At 61.2% G+C, this 15,384-nt stretch carries 12 protein-coding genes; 5 read left to right on the top strand and 7 right to left on the bottom strand.

The window, feature by feature from the left end; genetic code table 11:
* The 5 genes from PR018_RS17975 (at position 1) to PR018_RS17955 (ending at position 6,371) form a co-directional block, all read left to right on the top strand.
* A complete protein-coding gene (locus PR018_RS17975; RefSeq protein WP_142832295.1) occupies positions 1-1,332 on the top strand; it encodes an NAD(P)/FAD-dependent oxidoreductase in 1,332 nt (443 codons plus the stop codon).
* An 87-nt stretch (positions 1,333-1,419) separates the two neighbouring features.
* Positions 1,420-3,096: a peptide ABC transporter substrate-binding protein gene (locus PR018_RS17970; RefSeq protein WP_142832296.1), complete on the top strand. Its 1,677-nt coding sequence runs from the start codon at positions 1,420-1,422 to the stop codon at positions 3,094-3,096.
* Positions 3,097-3,192: 96 nt separating this feature from the next.
* Positions 3,193-4,143 (top strand): ABC transporter permease, encoded by a 951-nt coding sequence (locus PR018_RS17965; protein ID WP_142832297.1) that lies wholly within the window; start codon positions 3,193-3,195, stop codon positions 4,141-4,143.
* A 10-nt stretch (positions 4,144-4,153) separates the two neighbouring features.
* On the top strand, positions 4,154-5,038 hold the full coding sequence (locus tag PR018_RS17960; RefSeq protein WP_142832298.1) for an ABC transporter permease: 885 nt from the start codon (positions 4,154-4,156) through the stop codon (positions 5,036-5,038).
* 10 nt (positions 5,039-5,048) lie between these two features.
* Complete coding sequence (locus PR018_RS17955) at positions 5,049-6,371, top strand: NAD(P)/FAD-dependent oxidoreductase (protein ID WP_142832299.1); 1,323 nt, start codon at positions 5,049-5,051, stop codon at positions 6,369-6,371.
* A gap of 39 nt (positions 6,372-6,410) precedes the next feature.
* Here the strand turns inward: PR018_RS17955 and PR018_RS17950 are convergent, their stop codons facing one another.
* The 7 genes from PR018_RS17950 to PR018_RS17920 all read right to left on the bottom strand — a co-directional run bounded on the left by PR018_RS17950 (position 6,411) and on the right by PR018_RS17920 (position 15,188).
* Complete coding sequence (locus PR018_RS17950; protein WP_142832300.1) at positions 6,411-7,409, bottom strand: ABC transporter permease; 999 nt, start codon at positions 7,407-7,409, stop codon at positions 6,411-6,413.
* 3 nt (positions 7,410-7,412) lie between these two features.
* The gene (locus tag PR018_RS17945) at positions 7,413-8,435 is read right to left on the bottom strand and encodes an ABC transporter permease (protein WP_142832301.1); all 1,023 of its coding nucleotides are present in this window, start codon (positions 8,433-8,435) and stop codon (positions 7,413-7,415) included.
* A complete protein-coding gene (locus PR018_RS17940; RefSeq protein ID WP_142832302.1) occupies positions 8,425-9,969 on the bottom strand; it encodes a sugar ABC transporter ATP-binding protein in 1,545 nt (514 codons plus the stop codon). The genes PR018_RS17945 and PR018_RS17940 overlap by 11 nt, the downstream gene beginning before the upstream one ends.
* A gap of 70 nt (positions 9,970-10,039) precedes the next feature.
* A complete protein-coding gene (locus PR018_RS17935; protein WP_142832303.1) occupies positions 10,040-11,053 on the bottom strand; it encodes a sugar ABC transporter substrate-binding protein in 1,014 nt (337 codons plus the stop codon).
* 132 nt (positions 11,054-11,185) lie between these two features.
* Positions 11,186-12,601, bottom strand: coding sequence for an LLM class flavin-dependent oxidoreductase (locus PR018_RS17930; RefSeq protein ID WP_142832304.1), 1,416 nt, complete (start codon positions 12,599-12,601; stop codon positions 11,186-11,188).
* 50 nt (positions 12,602-12,651) lie between these two features.
* On the bottom strand, positions 12,652-13,710 hold the full coding sequence (locus PR018_RS17925) for an ABC transporter permease (protein ID WP_142832305.1): 1,059 nt from the start codon (positions 13,708-13,710) through the stop codon (positions 12,652-12,654).
* Complete coding sequence (locus tag PR018_RS17920; protein ID WP_142832306.1) at positions 13,707-15,188, bottom strand: sugar ABC transporter ATP-binding protein; 1,482 nt, start codon at positions 15,186-15,188, stop codon at positions 13,707-13,709. The genes PR018_RS17925 and PR018_RS17920 overlap by 4 nt, the downstream gene beginning before the upstream one ends.
* Positions 15,189-15,384: the final 196 nt, after the last annotated feature.

Raw genomic sequence — 15,384 nt, 5'->3', positions numbered from 1 at the left:
ATGCCCGGACCCTATGTCGTTCCCGTTCACGGCGATGCCGACCTGCCTGCCGAAGTCGATATCGTCGTCATCGGTGGCGGCATCATCGGCACATCAACAGCGCTCGAACTTGCCGAGCGCGGCCTGCGCGTTGCCCTTTGTGAAAAAGGTGGGATCGGTCACGAGCAGTCGAGCCGCAACTGGGGCTGGGTGCGTATTTCCAGGCGAGATCCGCGCGAAGTGCCGCTAATGGCGGAAGCCCTGCGGCTGTGGAGCAATCTCGACCAGAGGATCGGTCGTGCGACCGGCTACAAACGCGCCGGCATCCTGTTCACCTGCGCCAGCGATCAGGAGTTTGCCGATCACGAGCGCTGGAACCGTAACCTCGAAGGCTACCAGCTGGATTCCAGGATGCTGAGTGCCGGCGAGTTCCGTGCGATGTTCCCAAATGCGGATATGGACATCAAGGGTGCGCTCTACACCTCCGCGGACGGACGTGCCGAACCGCAGGTCGCAGCCCCCGCAGTTGCCGAAGCCGCCCGCGACAAGGGAGCGACGATCCTGACGGAATGCGCAGTGCGCGGCATCGAAACGTCCGGCGGCCGGATCTCGGGCGTTGTGACCGAGCGTGGCCCGATCGCCTGTTCGGCAGTGGTGCTCGCCGGCGGGGCCTGGTCCAGCCTGTTTTCCGGAAATTTCGGCATCGACCTGCCGCAGTTGAAGGTGATGAACTCGGTCCTGCGGACAAAACCGCTGGAAGGTGGGCCGGAGCAGGCAATCTGGTCGCAGGGTTTCGCCGTGCGCAAGCGCCAGGATGGCGGCTATACGATTGCCTCCGGACATGAGAACGTCGTCGATATCGTGCCGAAATCCTTCCGCTATGCCCGCGACTTCATGCCTGCTTTTGGAAAGGAATGGCGCTCGCTGAAATTCCGGCTGGGCGGGCGCTTCCTCGACGAGGCGCGTATCCCCAATCGCTGGTCCATGGATGAGGCAAGCCCGTTCGAATACAATCGCGTACTCGACCCGAAGCCCGCCAACAAACTGTCCGACCTGGCGCTTGCCAACCTCAAAAAGGCATTTCCGGTATTCGAAAAGGCAGAGATTGCCCAGCGTTGGGCGGGTTATATCGATGTGACGCCGGACGCCGTGCCGGTGATTTCAGCTGTCGATCAAATCCCCGGCTTCCATATCGCGACCGGTTTTTCCGGCCATGGCTTCGGCATCGGTCCTGCCGCAGGCAAGTTGATGGCCGACATCGTTACCAGCAGAACGCCAGTGGTCGACCCCACGGCTTTCCGCCTTTCCCGCTTTTCCGACGGCTCGAAAATCGAGCTGATCAGCGGTTTCTAATTCTGCCCGGGCAAAGAAGGCAGATGACATGACGTGCCGAAAAACAAAGTGGAACAGTGACTGAGCAACATCAAAGGGGAAAAGCCGATGTCTGACGAAACCAAGCATGCAGTCTTCAATCCGACGCGCCGCCAGGCGCTCACCATGATGGCTTTGGCCGGTGCATCCGGCTTGATCATGCCCGGCCTTCTCGGCCGCGACCAGGCCCTTGCAGCGACGCCGCCAGCAAAGCCGACAGGCCAGATGATCGTCGGCTTCTCACAGGAGCCGACCGTCTTCAATCCGCATATGCTGCATATCGAAGTCGACGAAGGTATCCATTTCAGCCTGTTCGACCCGCTTTTTGCCATCGACCCCAAAGGCAAGTTCACTCCGGCGCTGGCCGTCGAGGTTCCCAGCGTTGAAAATGGCGGCATCTCTGCCGATGGTCTTTCCTGGAAGGTCAAGCTGCGCGACGACGTCAAGTGGCATGACGGGTCGCCTTTCACTGCCGAAGACGTCAAGTTCACATTGGAACTGATGGTCGATCCAACCTTCCTCAGCTGGCGCAAGACCGGCCATGAACTGGTTCGGGACCTGACTGTCGTGTCGCCGACCGAAATTACCTGGAAGATGGAAAAACCGTTCGCCCCCTATCCCTCGATCCTCGCCTCGACCTTCATAGTGCCCAAGCACATCCTCGGCGCAGAGAAGGACAAAAACAACGCTCCGTTCAACCATGCGCCCATCGGCACCGGTCCGTTCAAGTGGGTGGAGCGGGTCCCAGGCGATCACATCACCCTTGAAGCCAATACCGGTTATTTCGGTGACGGCCCCTACCTCGAGCGCATCATCTACAAATACATTCCTGACCTGACGGTTCTCTACACCCAGTTCAAGACCGGCGATATCGATGTCGCGGGCCTGCAGTGGATCACGCCGGACCACTATGAAGAAGCCAAGGCGCTGGATGGCAAGACTGTGCTCGTCGTGCCGGGCTCGACAGTCGAATCCGTGACCTTCAACATGGAGAGGCCGCAGTTCAAGGATCTTGCGGTTCGACAGGCGCTCTATCATGCGCTGGACAAGACGACGATCATCGACACGCTCTATTATGGCCTGCCGACACCCACGGAAAGCTATATGCCGCAGCAATCCTTCTATGCCAATCCGGATCTGCCCAAGCATGAATACGATCCCGAAAAGGCCAAGAAGCTCCTGGACGATGCAGGCTGGGTGCCCGGCAGCGACGGCATCCGCGCTAAGGGTGGCGTCAAGCTTTCCTTCTCGAATTCGACCACGGCCGGCAATCATATCCGCGAACAGGTGCAGCAGTTCATGCAGCAGTCCTTCAAGGATCTCGGCATCGAAATGACCATCTCGAACCTGCCGCCCGCCGTGATGTGGGGCGAATACTGGTCGAATTCGAAGTTCGACAGCGTCGTCGTCGGCCTCGACTTCCTAACAGGCGCCGATCCCGATACGTCTGACTATTTCAAGTCGACATCCATTGTTGCCAAGGGCGGCTCTGGCCAGAACACCTGGCAGTATGCCAATCCCGAGGTGGACAAGCTGCTGACCGAGGGCGGCCAGACCTTTGTGCCGGAAGAGCGCAAGAAGATCTACCTTAAGATCCAGGACATCATACGCGCCGATCTGCCGTTACTGCCCATCTTCCAGTACGCCACAGTGCGCGGCTACAAGAAGGGTGCCGAAGGCATCGCCTACAATGTCAACGTCCGCATCGACAGCTGGAACCCCGGGAGCTGGTACTGGGCATCCTAACGCCGATCCCTTACCCGCCCTTTCCTTTTGCGGGAGGGGCGGGAGAGGCATTCGACGTCCGGGACTATGCGTCCCGCAATCATCGGAGAGACCGCGATGCTGCACTATCTTATGGGCCGTTTATGGCAGAGCCTGATCCTTCTGGTTCTGGTGTCGATGATCGGCTTCGCCGTCCTCAACCTTGCGCCTGGAGGGCCGTTGTCGCAATACGCGCTCACCCCCGGGATGACCAAGGAAACGCTCGACCGCATCTCCGAGCAGATGGGCCTGAACCGGCCGCTGCCGATCCAGTATCTCGATTGGCTCTGGCATCTTCTGCAGGGTGACTGGGGTCACTCCTATCGCGACAGCCAGCCGGTGCTCGGCATCATCACCGGGCATCTCTTTGCCACGCTGCTGCTGATGGGCTCATCGACCGTGTTGTCGATTGCCGTCGGGACCTGGGTCGGCATCAAGGGCGCGACCAAGCGCTATTCGATCTTCGATTATTCCGCCACCGTGGGTGCCATGGTCGCCCTGTCGATCCCGACGTTCTGGTTCGGACTTGTCGCGATCTATCTGTTTGCCCTTAAATTGCGGTGGCTGCCAGCGGGCAACATGTACACGATCGGCAACGGCTCGGTCAGTGACTATGCCATCCACCTGATCATGCCGACGGTGGTTCTGGCGCTCGTCAACGTCGCCGTCTGGAGCCGCTACATGCGCACCGCGACGCTTGACGTCATCCACCAGGACTTTGTTCGCACCGCAAAGGCCAAGGGGCTGTCGGAACGGCGGGTCCTGATGAAACACGTCATCGGCAATGCACTCCTGCCGATGATCACCCTGGCGGGGCTGCAGCTTCCGACCATTCTCGGCGGAGCGCTGGTGACCGAGACCGTCTTCACATGGCCTGGCATGGGGCGGCTGTTTCTGGATAGTCTCGGGTACAACGACTATCCGGTTGTCATGGGTCTCCTGATGTTTTCGGCGATACTCGTGCTGTTCGGTAGTCTGATCGCCGATCTCCTCGTTGCCTTCGTCGATCCGCGCATCCGGCTGAGTTAGGAAAAAGATCATGTCAGCAATCGCTTCCATACCCCGCTCCAGCAAATCCCATTGGTGGCAGAGCCGCACCTTCCGTCGGTTCGCGCGCCACAGGCTTGCCATGATCGGCCTGATCATGATCACGCTGCTGACGCTTGCCTGCGTCATCGGTCCCTATCTGCTGCCGTTCAACGAACTCTACATCGACCTTCGCGCCCGCTTTGCCCCACCGCTGACCGGCTACCATATTTTCGGAACCGATCCGCTTGGCCGCGATCTCGCTGCCCGCCTGTTCATGGCCGGACGCATTTCGCTGCTCGTCGGTTTTTTCGCCATGGTGCTCAGCACGATCTTCGGCACCGTCATCGGTGTCTGTGCCGGCTATTACGGCGGACGTATCGGTGCGGCGCTGATGCGGTTCGTCGATGCCTTCCTGTCGTTTCCCAGTATCTTCCTGCTTCTGGCGCTGGCGGCCTTCATCAAGCCCAGCCCGTTCATGATCACCGTTATCATTGCAGTCACAAGCTGGATGGAGATCGCCCGTATCGTCGAAGCCGAGGTGCGCTCGCTGCGCGAGCGAGATTTCGTGCTGGCTGCCCGGATGCTCGGCCTTTCCAACCGCTGGATCATGTTTCGCGAACTCCTGCCGAACGCCATCGGCCCGATCATCGTCGCCGCCACACTGACCGTCGCGCGCGCCATCCTGCTCGAAGCCTATGTCAGTTTCCTCGGTTACGGCATCCAGCCGCCGCTGCCGAGCTGGGGCAATATGCTGAACGGTGCGCAGCAATATCTCGACCGCGCCCCGTGGCTCGCGATCGTACCGGGCGTGGCGATCACACTGGCGGTAACAAGCTTCAACTTCATCGGAGACGGCCTGCGCGACGCACTTGACGCGCGCAGCGATGCAAACTGAAGGGCGCGATATGACCCGGTTTTCTCCGTTCAAGACGACCTTGTGGTACGAAACCGCAGCGCCTGCTGTCGAAACGAAAGAGCTGGAGGGCACGCTCAAAGCCGATGTCTGCATCGTTGGCGGGGGCTACACCGGGCTGACCACGGCGCTCGACCTTGTCAGCGACGGCATCAGCGTATTGCTTCTGGAGAGGGAAGAGATCGGCTTTGGAGGTTCTGGGCGCAACGCCGGCCATTGCACGCCGACGTTCACTCATTACAGCCTGCCGGAGTTGCGCCGGATGCTCGGCGAGCCTTGGGCAGAACGGCTGATCGCCAGGCAGACTCGCGCCAACGACCGCGTATCCGCCATGATCGAGCGCTACCAGATCCAGTGCGAATGGCAGCAGCACGGCTATGTCATGGGTGCCGCCTATCCCGGCATGATGAAGACAATCGAAGAGAAGGTGCGCACTTACAACGCCGTCGGCGCGAAAACCCGGGCCCTGGACAGGGACGAGGTGGCGACGATTACCGGTAGCCCGCGCTTTCACGGCGGCTGGCTGCATGAGGAGGCTGGGCACCTCAACCCTCTCGGTTATTCCCGCGGCCTTGCCCGAGCGGTCATCCAGGAGGGCGGAATTATTCATACGCAATCGCCGGTGACCGGTTGCGAGCGCGACGGAACCGCCTGGGCGATCCGCACGCCCAAGGGAAAAGTCGTTGCAGACAAGGTGATCTTCGCCACCGGGGCCTATACGGTTGGCGGATGGCCGAAGCTCGACCGGACCTTCAGGATCCAGAAGGTCTTTGTCGCGGCAACGCAGCCGCTATCGGAAGACGAGCGCCGCTCGATCCTGCCACGTAATACCACCGTCCACGATGGTCGCGGCGATATCTATGTCTACAAGTACAATGCCGAGGGGCGGATCGTCGCGTCGATGTTTCCGATGGGGCGGCGCGGCCGAGACATGGAGTATACCCGCAGGGTGATGAGCAACAGGTTGAAATGGCTGCATCCGCAAATCAGGCAGGAGATCCGATGGGAGTATTTCTGGTTCGGCGAGCTCGACATGCAGTACCGCACCGTGCCGCGTCTTTACGATCTGGCACCGGGCGTCGTTGCGCTGACCGGCCTTTCGGGTCGTGGCGTGCCGACCGGCAGCATGCTGGGCGGCATCCTGTCTGACTGGGCAAAAGGCGTTCCGCAGTCAGATCTTTCGCTCAAGCTAGAACCTCTGACAGCGGCACCTCTTTACATGAAATACGGACCGCCGCTTACCCTGCGATATTACCGTGTTGCCGACTGGATAAAGACGAAACTCGCAGGCGCCGCCTTACCGCCGCATGCCTGATCTGGCTCAACATCGCGTGGTCAAACGCACGGCGCCACGTCAAGCGTGCGCTTTCCTGCTGGCGAAGCTTACGGCAAGAACGGCGAAGATGAGCGTTCCTGTTCCGACCTGCTGCCAGTAGAAATTCAGGTCGCTGAGCAGCAGGCCGTTGGCAACGATGGCGAGCAGGAGGACGCCGAGAACTGTGCCGGGGATGTTCGGGCGGCCGCGTGGACTGAAGGTAGTGCCGATGAAGGTTGCGCCGATGGCGTTGAGCAGGAACGCATTTCCGGACGAGGGGATGTAGACGCTGACGGTCGCGGTCAGGATCAGCCCGGCTGCAGCAGCAATTGTCCCGACCAGGATGAAGACGAGGGCGACATGGGCGCGGATCGACAGGCCGGAATAGCGCACTACGCTGGGCTGGATGCCGGATGCCAGCAGCACGCGTCCGAACCGGCTGCGGGAAAGTATAATAGCTGCAGCCACGATGATGAGGAATGCGACGAACAGCGGGGTCGGCACGCCGGCGATCGTGCCATGGCCGATAAAGCGGAAGGAAGCGGGCACGCCGTTCGGGGGAAGATAGACCGGGTTACCGCCATTCGTGAGCATCTGCTGGATGCTGCGGCCGATGAACAGCGTTCCCAGCGTCGCCAGAAACGGCGATATGCCGATGCCGGAAATGAGCAGCGCGTTGAATGCGCCGACCAGCCCGCCGGCGACAAGCCCAGCAAGTGCGGCAATCGCCACTGGCTGGCCCGCCAGCACCACCGAGACGAAGGCAAAACTTGCCATGTCGACCGCCGTGCCGACGGATAGATCGATGCCGCCTGAGGCGACTGCGAAGGTCATGGCCACGGAGACGATAGCGAGCAGCGTGAAATTGTTGACGAGTACGCTCTGCAGGTTGGCGAAGGTCAGAAAGGTCGACGTCGTTAGGCTGAAAATGGCAAAGACGACGATCAGAGCCAGCACCAGTCCGTAGCGACCAAGGTTATGCAGGGTGCGGTGGGCTGATGCAGCGTCTGTAACTGGCAAGGGTGCGGTTAGGGACATCGATCAATTCTCCTGTCGACGCAGCAATGTGGTCGCGGACACGACGATCAGGATCAGCGCACCCTGGACGCCGCTGACAAGCGTGCTCGATATATTGAGCAGTTGAAAGCCGTTGACCAGGAACCCGACCAGCAGCGCCGAGAGCAGCGTTCCCGGGATGGTCGGCACGAGGCGACGGGAAAAGACGGATCCGAGCAGCGCAGTCACTACGACCGGAAGCAGCATCTCGCCAGCGCCCGTCGTGCTCCCGCTCAGATAGGAGACTGAAAGAATTCCAGCCAGGCCGCCGCAGACGCCGCTGGCGACAAATGCTCCCGCCACCAGCCGCTTGAGGGGTAAGCCTGCAGCGCGCGCCGCCTCGGCAAATTCACCGACGGCGTAAAGGCGTAATCCGAGGGGTGTAAATTGCACGATGCCGGTCACCAACAGTGTGAAGCCGAGCAGGACATAGGCGAGAACAGGGATGCTGAACGGGTCGGTGGCCGAGAGGAGAGAAAGAAACGGCGTCGATGCCGGCAGCACGGTGTTCTGCGTCAGTACCAGTTCCAGGCCCCCGACAACATTCATCACCGCCAGCGTTGCCAAAAGCGGCACGATACCCGCAAGGACGACCGCCGCTGCATTGACAGCACCGATCAACGCCCCGGTCGCGATGGCGGCCGCGATGGCCGTTGCATCGCCGAAACCGAACTGGATCAGGCTGGCATAGACTGCGGCGCTGAGACCCATATTGGCTGCCAGCGACAGGTCGATGCCACCCGTCACCACATTCGATCCGCCGGCAATGAGAACGAGGGTAAGCCCGATCGCCAGAACGCCCGATATGGCCGATTGGCCAAGCACATTGCCGATATTGCCGACGCTCAGAAAATAGGGAGCGGTCAGCGAAAAGATCACTAGGATTGCGGCAAAGGCCAGGAGCGAGCCGCCACGAAGGGCCGCAGTCGTGAAATTGCGACCGAGCCTCGGGCGAATGTCTTGCGCCGGTTCGAAATCGATACCCGCGTAGTGAGCGTCAGCCGACATGGCGCAGTTCCTCCTTCGAGCCGGTCGATTGGGCAAGCACCGCATCGGGCGTGGTCTCGCGCGACGCGAATTCGCGCACGATGCGGCCTCGGAAGAAGACGAGGATGCGGTCGGTTATCCCGACCAGTTCGGGCAAGTCCGAGGACAGCACGATAATGCCGGCGCCCCTTTCGGCGAGGTCGCCGATCAGCGTGTAGATCTCGACCTTGGAGCCGATATCGACGCCGACGGTCGGCTCGTCTAGGAGGTAGATTTCGGAATGCCGGCTCAGCCATTTGGCGATGGCGACCTTCTGCTGATTGCCGCCGGAAAGCGTCCGAACCAGCGCCTCCCGTCCTGCGGTCTTGATCTCGAGCCGGTGGATCAGCCGCTCCGTTTCGGATGCCTCCCGGCTCCGGTCGATCAGTCCAAACCGGGTGAAACGCGGCAAGGAGGCCAGACTGATGTTCTCGCCGACATCCAGATCGAGCGCCACTCCATTGATGCGGCGGTCCTCTGGCACCAAGGCTATTGCGCGGTCGGTGGCCTCAGACGGATCGGCAGGCTGTATCGCCTTGCCGAGGACCGCGATGGTGCCGGCGGTGGCGGTCTCAAGGCCGAACAGTGTGCGGACCAGCTCCTTCGCGCCAGAACCGAGCAGCCCCGTCAACCCGAGAACTTCTCCACGCCGGAGTGTGAAAGACACATCGGCATATTTGCCGGGTGATGTCAGATTTTCCAGCTGCAGCAGGTCCTCTCCGACAGTCACCGCTCGCTTTGGAAACATGTCTTCGATGTCACGCTCGATCATCAGCCGCGCAATCGCGTTGGCGGAGGTGCTCGCCATCGGTAGCGCGGCAACGGTACGGCCATTGCGCAAGACAGTGACATCGTCGCAGATAGCCTCGATTTCGTTGAGGTAGTGCGAGATATAGATGATTGTCACGCCTTCATCGCGGAGGCGGCGGATCAGCTGGAAAAGGATTTCCGCTTCCCGGTGCACGAGCGCGGCAGTGGGCTCGTCGAAAACGAGGATCTTAGGCTGGTTGAGCAATGCCCGGGTGATCTGGACGATCTGCTTTTCCGCAGTCGACAGTTCGCTGACCAAGGCGCCGGTGGGCAAGTTGATGCCAAAATAATCCTCGAGTATTGCGGCCGCGCGACGCTGCATGGCACGGCGATCCAGAAACGGCGTTCCAGCAATACGCGGCTCCCGCCCGAGGAAAAGCGCCTCGCCGACGGTAAAGGTCGGAACCAGCAGGCGGTCCTGGTGAATGAAGTGGATACCGAGCTCTTCCACCAGATGTGGCGTCAGCTTTTCGAATCTCTGGCCGTCGATGACGATGCTCCCGGCGTCCAGCTGGTGCAGTCCCGCCAGCAGCTTGATGAGCGTCGACTTGCCGGCCCCATTCTGGCCCACCAGGCCGTGAACGGTACCACGGCGAACCGCGAGCGACGCACCGGACAGCGCCTGTGCCCCACCGAAGTGCTTGTCGATACCTTCGAGGCGGATGATATCGCGATCCCCGGGCGGAGGTGTGGATGTAATCGTCATGGAACCCTCGCGCGGCGCGCAGCATCGGGAGCGATCTGCGGCCGGGCCGCAGACATTGATGACCCCGAGATCAGCCGATGCCGAGCTTCTTGGTGACTTCGTTGACATTGGCCTTATTGGCGAGCAGAGCCGGGACGTAGGTTTCGCGCGGCAGGGTCTGGCCGGCGAGCAGCTTTGCAACATTGTGGATGGCTGTGCGTCCTATCTCCGCCGGTTGCTGCGCGACATCGGCGCCGGCCGGCGAGTTCGGATCTGCGACGAGCTGCAGCACTTCCGGGCTGCCATCGACCCCGTAGGTCCTGATTTCCGTGCGGCCTGCAGCCGCCAAAGCCTGGGTGGCACCGAGTTGCGGGATATCCCATGCCGACCAGATTGCCTTGATCGATCCCTTTTCCGGAAACTTGTTGAGCAGCGCGGTGATCTGGGTGAAAGCATCCTGCACGGTATTGGGGATGACGTCGCGCAGTTCCGGCTGGAGGATTTTCACCTTCGGGAAATATTTAACGACATTGACCAGCTGGTCGTAGCGGATGGCGCAGGGCGTGACACCGTAAAAGCCGTTAAAGGCGACCATGTTTCCTTCACCGCCAATATCGGAAATCAGCTGCAGTGCCAGATCCTTGCCGATCCCCCAGTTGTCCGACGTCGTGTTGTTGAGCGAGTTGGTGGAGCCCACATCGATCGTCAGCACCGGTATGCCGGCATCGCGAGCCTTCTTCAGCCATGGATCGATGACGCTGAGCGTGCCGAGAATCTGGACGATCGCATCCGGCTTCTGGGCAATCAGGGTTTGCAGCTGCGACACAAGCTTGCCGTCGTTGCGACCGGCATCGACGGCGATCGGCTCGCCGCCAAGGCGCTTCACTTCGGCAATCTGGGCGTTATAGGCCTGAAGGTCGAAGAAGTGATCCGTGCCCGTAGCACTGATCGCGATGCGTTTGCCCTTCAGAGACAGTTCACCATCGGCGGCAGATGCGGGCGCCCGCCCGGCCAATGTTGCTCCCGCCACCGCAGCGCCAGCTATCGCCGACAGCTTCAACAGATCACGCCGGCCAATTCCACCCTTAGAACGCTCGTATTCCATGTCCCTCTCCTTTAATAAATAATGTCGATAGAATAAGTATTCTAACGATATAGACGAGGAACAGCTTTTCAAATTTCTGCGGAACCGGGCAATGTCCGCATCGAATTTCGCCCCGGTTTCAGCGTATTACGCTCATACCCGGACACGGTCCCAGCCGCTCGCCCGCAGTTGTTCGAAGTCGCGAACGAGATTGCGATATCCGGCCGCCGGATGGGGTGCTGTCAGTCGCGGTCCCCGGGCGCCGAGTTTCTCGCGCAACGTCCCGGCCTTGTATTCGGTTTTGTAGACCCCGCGCTTCTGTAACTCAGGCACCAGGAGGTCGACGGCATCCTCGAAGCTCTCCGGTGTGACGGCGTAGGCAAGGTTGAAGCCGTCGACATCGGTGTCCTCGACCCACTCCTGCAGGAGGTCGGCGACTGTCTGTGGCGAGCCGACAAACACCGGACCGAAGCCGCCGATGCCAACCCAATCGGCCATCTCGCGCACCGTCCAGACTTTGTCGGGATCGATGGTGGTAAAGGTTTCGACGGCCGATTGAACGGCATTGGTATAGCGATGCCGCAGCGGCTCGTCGGGGCCGAACTGGCTGAAGTCGATGCCGGTCCAGCCGGAGATCAGCGTTAGCGCACCCTCGTAGGAGACGTATTTGCGGTATTCGTCGAACTTCTTCTTCGCCTCGGCGTCGGTTTCGCCGAGGATGACAGTCTGCAGGTTGAAGGCGAGGATCTCGCGAGGATTGCGGCCGTTGCGCTCGGCCGCCTCCCGGACATTGGCGACGTAGCGCTTGAGCACCGGCTTCGATGGCGCAGCCACGAAGATGCATTCGGCGTGTGCCCCGGCAAAATCCTTGCCTCGGCTGGAGGCGCCTGCCTGGTAGAGTACTGGTGTGCGCTGTGGCGATGGCTCGCTGAGATGGATGCCGGGCACGGTGAAGTGCTTGCCGGCATGGCCGATCGGGTGGACCTTCTCGGGGTGGGTGAAAATCCCCGTCGTGCGGTCGCGGACGACGGCGTCGTCCTCCCAACTGCCCTCCCAGAGCTTGTAGCAGACTTCCAGATATTCCTCCGCCAGGTCGTATCGGTCGTCGTGCTTGGACTGGGCCTGCTGGCCGATGTTGAGTGCGCCGCTGTTCAGATAGGAGGTGACGATGTTCCAGCCGACGCGGCCCTTTGTCAGATGGTCGAGCGTCGAGATGCGGCGGGCGAAGGTGTACGGGTGCTCGAAGGACAGCGACGCCGTCAGGCCGAAGCCGAGATGCTCGGTGGCATGGGCCATGGTCGGAATCAGTTGCAGCGGATCGTTCACCGGCACCTGTGCGGAGTGGCGCAGCGCCGCATCGACATTGCCGTTCAGCACGTCGTAGACGCCGAGCACGTCGGCGATGAACAGTCCGTCGAACTTGCCGCGCTCCAGCGTCTTTGCCAGATGAACCCAGTAGTCGAGATCCTTGTATTTCCAAGACTGGTCGCGCGGATGGGTCCAAAGACCTGGCGACTGGTGGCCGACGCAGTTCATGTCGAAAGCATTCAGCCTGATTTCACGGCTCATGATATTGGTCCTTTCGCAGTAAAACGATGCTACCGCAGCATCTGATGGCCTCAGGCATTGCCGCGGTTGAGGCCGTAGGTAAGGGCGAGGGCACCGACCAGCACGGCGCCCTTGACGAAATCCTGCGTGTAATAGGGAGCATTCAGCATGGTCAGCCCATTGAGCAGCACACCGACGAAGACGGCACCGGCGATGGTGCCGAGCACGTTCGGGCGGCGCAGGGCCAGCACTGCATAGCCTATCAGCGAGGCCGCAACGGCGTCCATCAGCAACGATCCGCCCGAAGACACGTCACCGCGGCCAACCCGGGCCGCAATGATGATGCCACCGAGCGCGGCGAGTGTGCCGGAAATCACGTATGCCAGCGTTTTCAGCCTAAGCGTGGAGGCACCGGCCAGCCGTGTCGCCACCTCGTTGCCACCGGTAGCAAACAACAGCCGTCCGATGCGGGTCCTCTCCGTCAGCACGTAGAGAGCAAAGGCCACCAGCGCCATCAGGACGACGGAGACCGGTACGATGCCGAACAGGCTGTGGCGGCCGATCAGCAGGAAGGCGGGATCGTAGGCACCCGATGCCTTCGATCCATCCGGTAGGACCAGCCCTGCCGAGATCGATCGACCGGCCGTCGGAATAAGCTGCAGGCCGGACAACAGGAACATCATGGCCAGCGTCGCCAGCAGATCCGGCACCCTCAGCCTGACGATCAGCAGCGCGTTCAGCAGGCCGACAACAGCGCCGAGCGCCAGGACCAGAGGGACGGTCTCGTAGACGTTGAGCCCCCAGACGATCATCGCATAGCTGGCGGCCATGACGCTCGAGGCGGCAACGGCGCCGATCGAAAGGTCGAAGCCGCCGACCGCAAGTGTCACCGTGACGCCGGCGCCGAGGATGGCAACGACGGAAACGGCCTGCAGGATGCTCATCAGGTTGCCGAGGTTAATGAAGGCCGGCTGGGCACCGGTGAAGATGATGACAAGCGCTGCCAGAAGGATGAATACGGCGCCAGCGCGCACGAATGAATGGAGGCTGGCGATCCACCCACGACCGCCGATGCGAGATGGCGGGAGACCTTTTTCCGTTTCGAAAGATCTGCTGTCGGTGGCGCTCATGCCGGTATTCCTTCTCGGGTATCTTCGTGGCGGTCTGGCTTCAGCGACTGCAGCCCGTGGCGATCCATGACGAGGATGCGGTCGGCCATTTCAATCGCTTCTTCAGGATCGGAGGTGGCAATCAGCGTGGCGCGATCTTTGCGGCTGCGGATCGCCTGGATGATGTCCTGGCGTGCACCGACATCGACCCCCTGGAAGGGTTCGTCGAGAAGCAGCAGGCGGCTCGGTTCGGCCTCCCAGCGAGCCAGCACCACCTTCTGCTGGTTGCCGCCCGACAATGTCCAGACGGATGATGAGGGTCCGGTCGCCTTGATCCGCAACCTGTCGATGGCCTTTTCACCCTCGCGACGCTCGCGGGCGCTATCGAGGAACCCATGCCGGGACCACTTGGCCAGATGCGGCAGGCCGATGGTTGCGGCGATGCTATTGCCGGGCCAGGAGGGCGGCATCAACGACGAGCGATGCCGGTCCTCGGCTGCCATGGCGACGCCGGCGGCAATAGCGTCGGCAGGACGTTTCGGGCGGTAGGGCAATCCGCCGAGCGTCATCTCGCCAGACGTCAGCGGCAGTAGGCCGAAGATCGCCGACAAGAGGCGGCTCTTGCCGGAACCAAGGACGCCGGTTATGGCGACAACTTCTCCGGGCGACAGTTGAAGATCGAAAATTGGGCTTCCGGGTAAAAGGCACGCGCCCCGCATCGTGAACACAGCTTCGCCTTGCGCCACCCCCACGCCCGGACGCATCGAGCGAAGCGGGCGGCCGATCATCGCCTCTACAGCACGGTCAAAATCGATCGGTTGACCGAAGGCGCCGACGATGACACCGCCGCGCATGACCAGCGCCCGGTCGGCAATAGCCTGCAGATCCGCCGTGCGATGGGAAATGTAGAGGATTGCGAGCCCCGTCCGCCGGGTTCGCCGCAGGATATCGAACAGCCGGTTACTCTCGCTCGCCGACAGGCTGGCCGTAGGTTCGTCCAGGATCAGCAAATCTGCCCTGTTTGCCACGGCTCTCGCAATCGCCACGAGTTGGCGTTCTGCGGCCGACAGCTCACCAAAATCTCGGTCAAGCGGCAGATCGAAGCCGGCAATGTCCAGGATTGCCTGCGCCTGTCTGCGAATGCTGGCTCGCGAGACGAAAAAGGGCATGCTGCCATCGGCGAAGCGGTTGAGCAGAAGCGCATCAGCCACCGTTTGCCCTGGTGCGCCGACAAGATCGGTCGATTGGTGCACCGTCACTATACCGGCCATTGCCGCCTCGGCCGGGCTGCCGGGCGCAAACTTCTGCCCCTTGAGCCGCATCTCGCCGCCATCGGCCGGCAGCACGCCGGACAGTATTTTCACCAAAGTTGATTTTCCGGCACCGTTCACTCCCATCAAAGCGACGATCTCGCCGGGCTCGATGGACAACGAGGCGCCGCCGAGCGCCTTCGTCTCGGCAAAGCTGCGGCGGAGGTTGAGGACATCCAGTAGAGGCACGGTCGAACTTTCGTTGTTTCGACAATTCTGCCAGCTGCGATGCCGATGAGACAGGCAAAGCCTTGCTGCCGAGAGGCTGTCCAGGAAACAAACAATCTCCTTCAACCGGAAACAACGCATCAAACAGTCTACAAATTCAATAGGGAATTATATCTACTGAAATCGCGTCGCCAGGGCGGTCAAACGGTCTGTCGCA

The sequence above is a fragment of the Rhizobium rhododendri genome, from assembly GCF_007000325.2.
Classification (GTDB): Bacteria; Pseudomonadota; Alphaproteobacteria; order Rhizobiales; family Rhizobiaceae; genus Rhizobium; species Rhizobium rhododendri.
The sequence above is the reverse complement of the archived record's forward strand: the minus strand, read 5'-3'. Positions and strand labels throughout refer to the sequence as shown.

Bases quoted from the DNA above. Each gene is read 5' to 3' on its own strand.
- PR018_RS17975 (WP_142832295.1), top strand. From the start codon at position 1: ATGCCCGGACCCTATGTCGTTCCCGTTCACGGCGATGCCGACCTGCCT.
- PR018_RS17970 (WP_142832296.1), top strand. From the start codon at position 1,420: ATGTCTGACGAAACCAAGCATGCAGTCTTCAATCCGACGCGCCGCCAG.
- PR018_RS17965 (WP_142832297.1), top strand. From the start codon at position 3,193: ATGCTGCACTATCTTATGGGCCGTTTATGGCAGAGCCTGATCCTTCTG.
- PR018_RS17960 (WP_142832298.1), top strand. From the start codon at position 4,154: ATGTCAGCAATCGCTTCCATACCCCGCTCCAGCAAATCCCATTGGTGG.
- PR018_RS17955 (WP_142832299.1), top strand. From the start codon at position 5,049: ATGACCCGGTTTTCTCCGTTCAAGACGACCTTGTGGTACGAAACCGCA.
- PR018_RS17950 (WP_142832300.1), bottom strand. From the start codon at position 7,409: ATGTCCCTAACCGCACCCTTGCCAGTTACAGACGCTGCATCAGCCCAC.
- PR018_RS17945 (WP_142832301.1), bottom strand. From the start codon at position 8,435: ATGTCGGCTGACGCTCACTACGCGGGTATCGATTTCGAACCGGCGCAA.
- PR018_RS17940 (WP_142832302.1), bottom strand. From the start codon at position 9,969: ATGACGATTACATCCACACCTCCGCCCGGGGATCGCGATATCATCCGC.
- PR018_RS17935 (WP_142832303.1), bottom strand. From the start codon at position 11,053: ATGGAATACGAGCGTTCTAAGGGTGGAATTGGCCGGCGTGATCTGTTG.
- PR018_RS17930 (WP_142832304.1), bottom strand. From the start codon at position 12,601: ATGAGCCGTGAAATCAGGCTGAATGCTTTCGACATGAACTGCGTCGGC.
- PR018_RS17925 (WP_142832305.1), bottom strand. From the start codon at position 13,710: ATGAGCGCCACCGACAGCAGATCTTTCGAAACGGAAAAAGGTCTCCCG.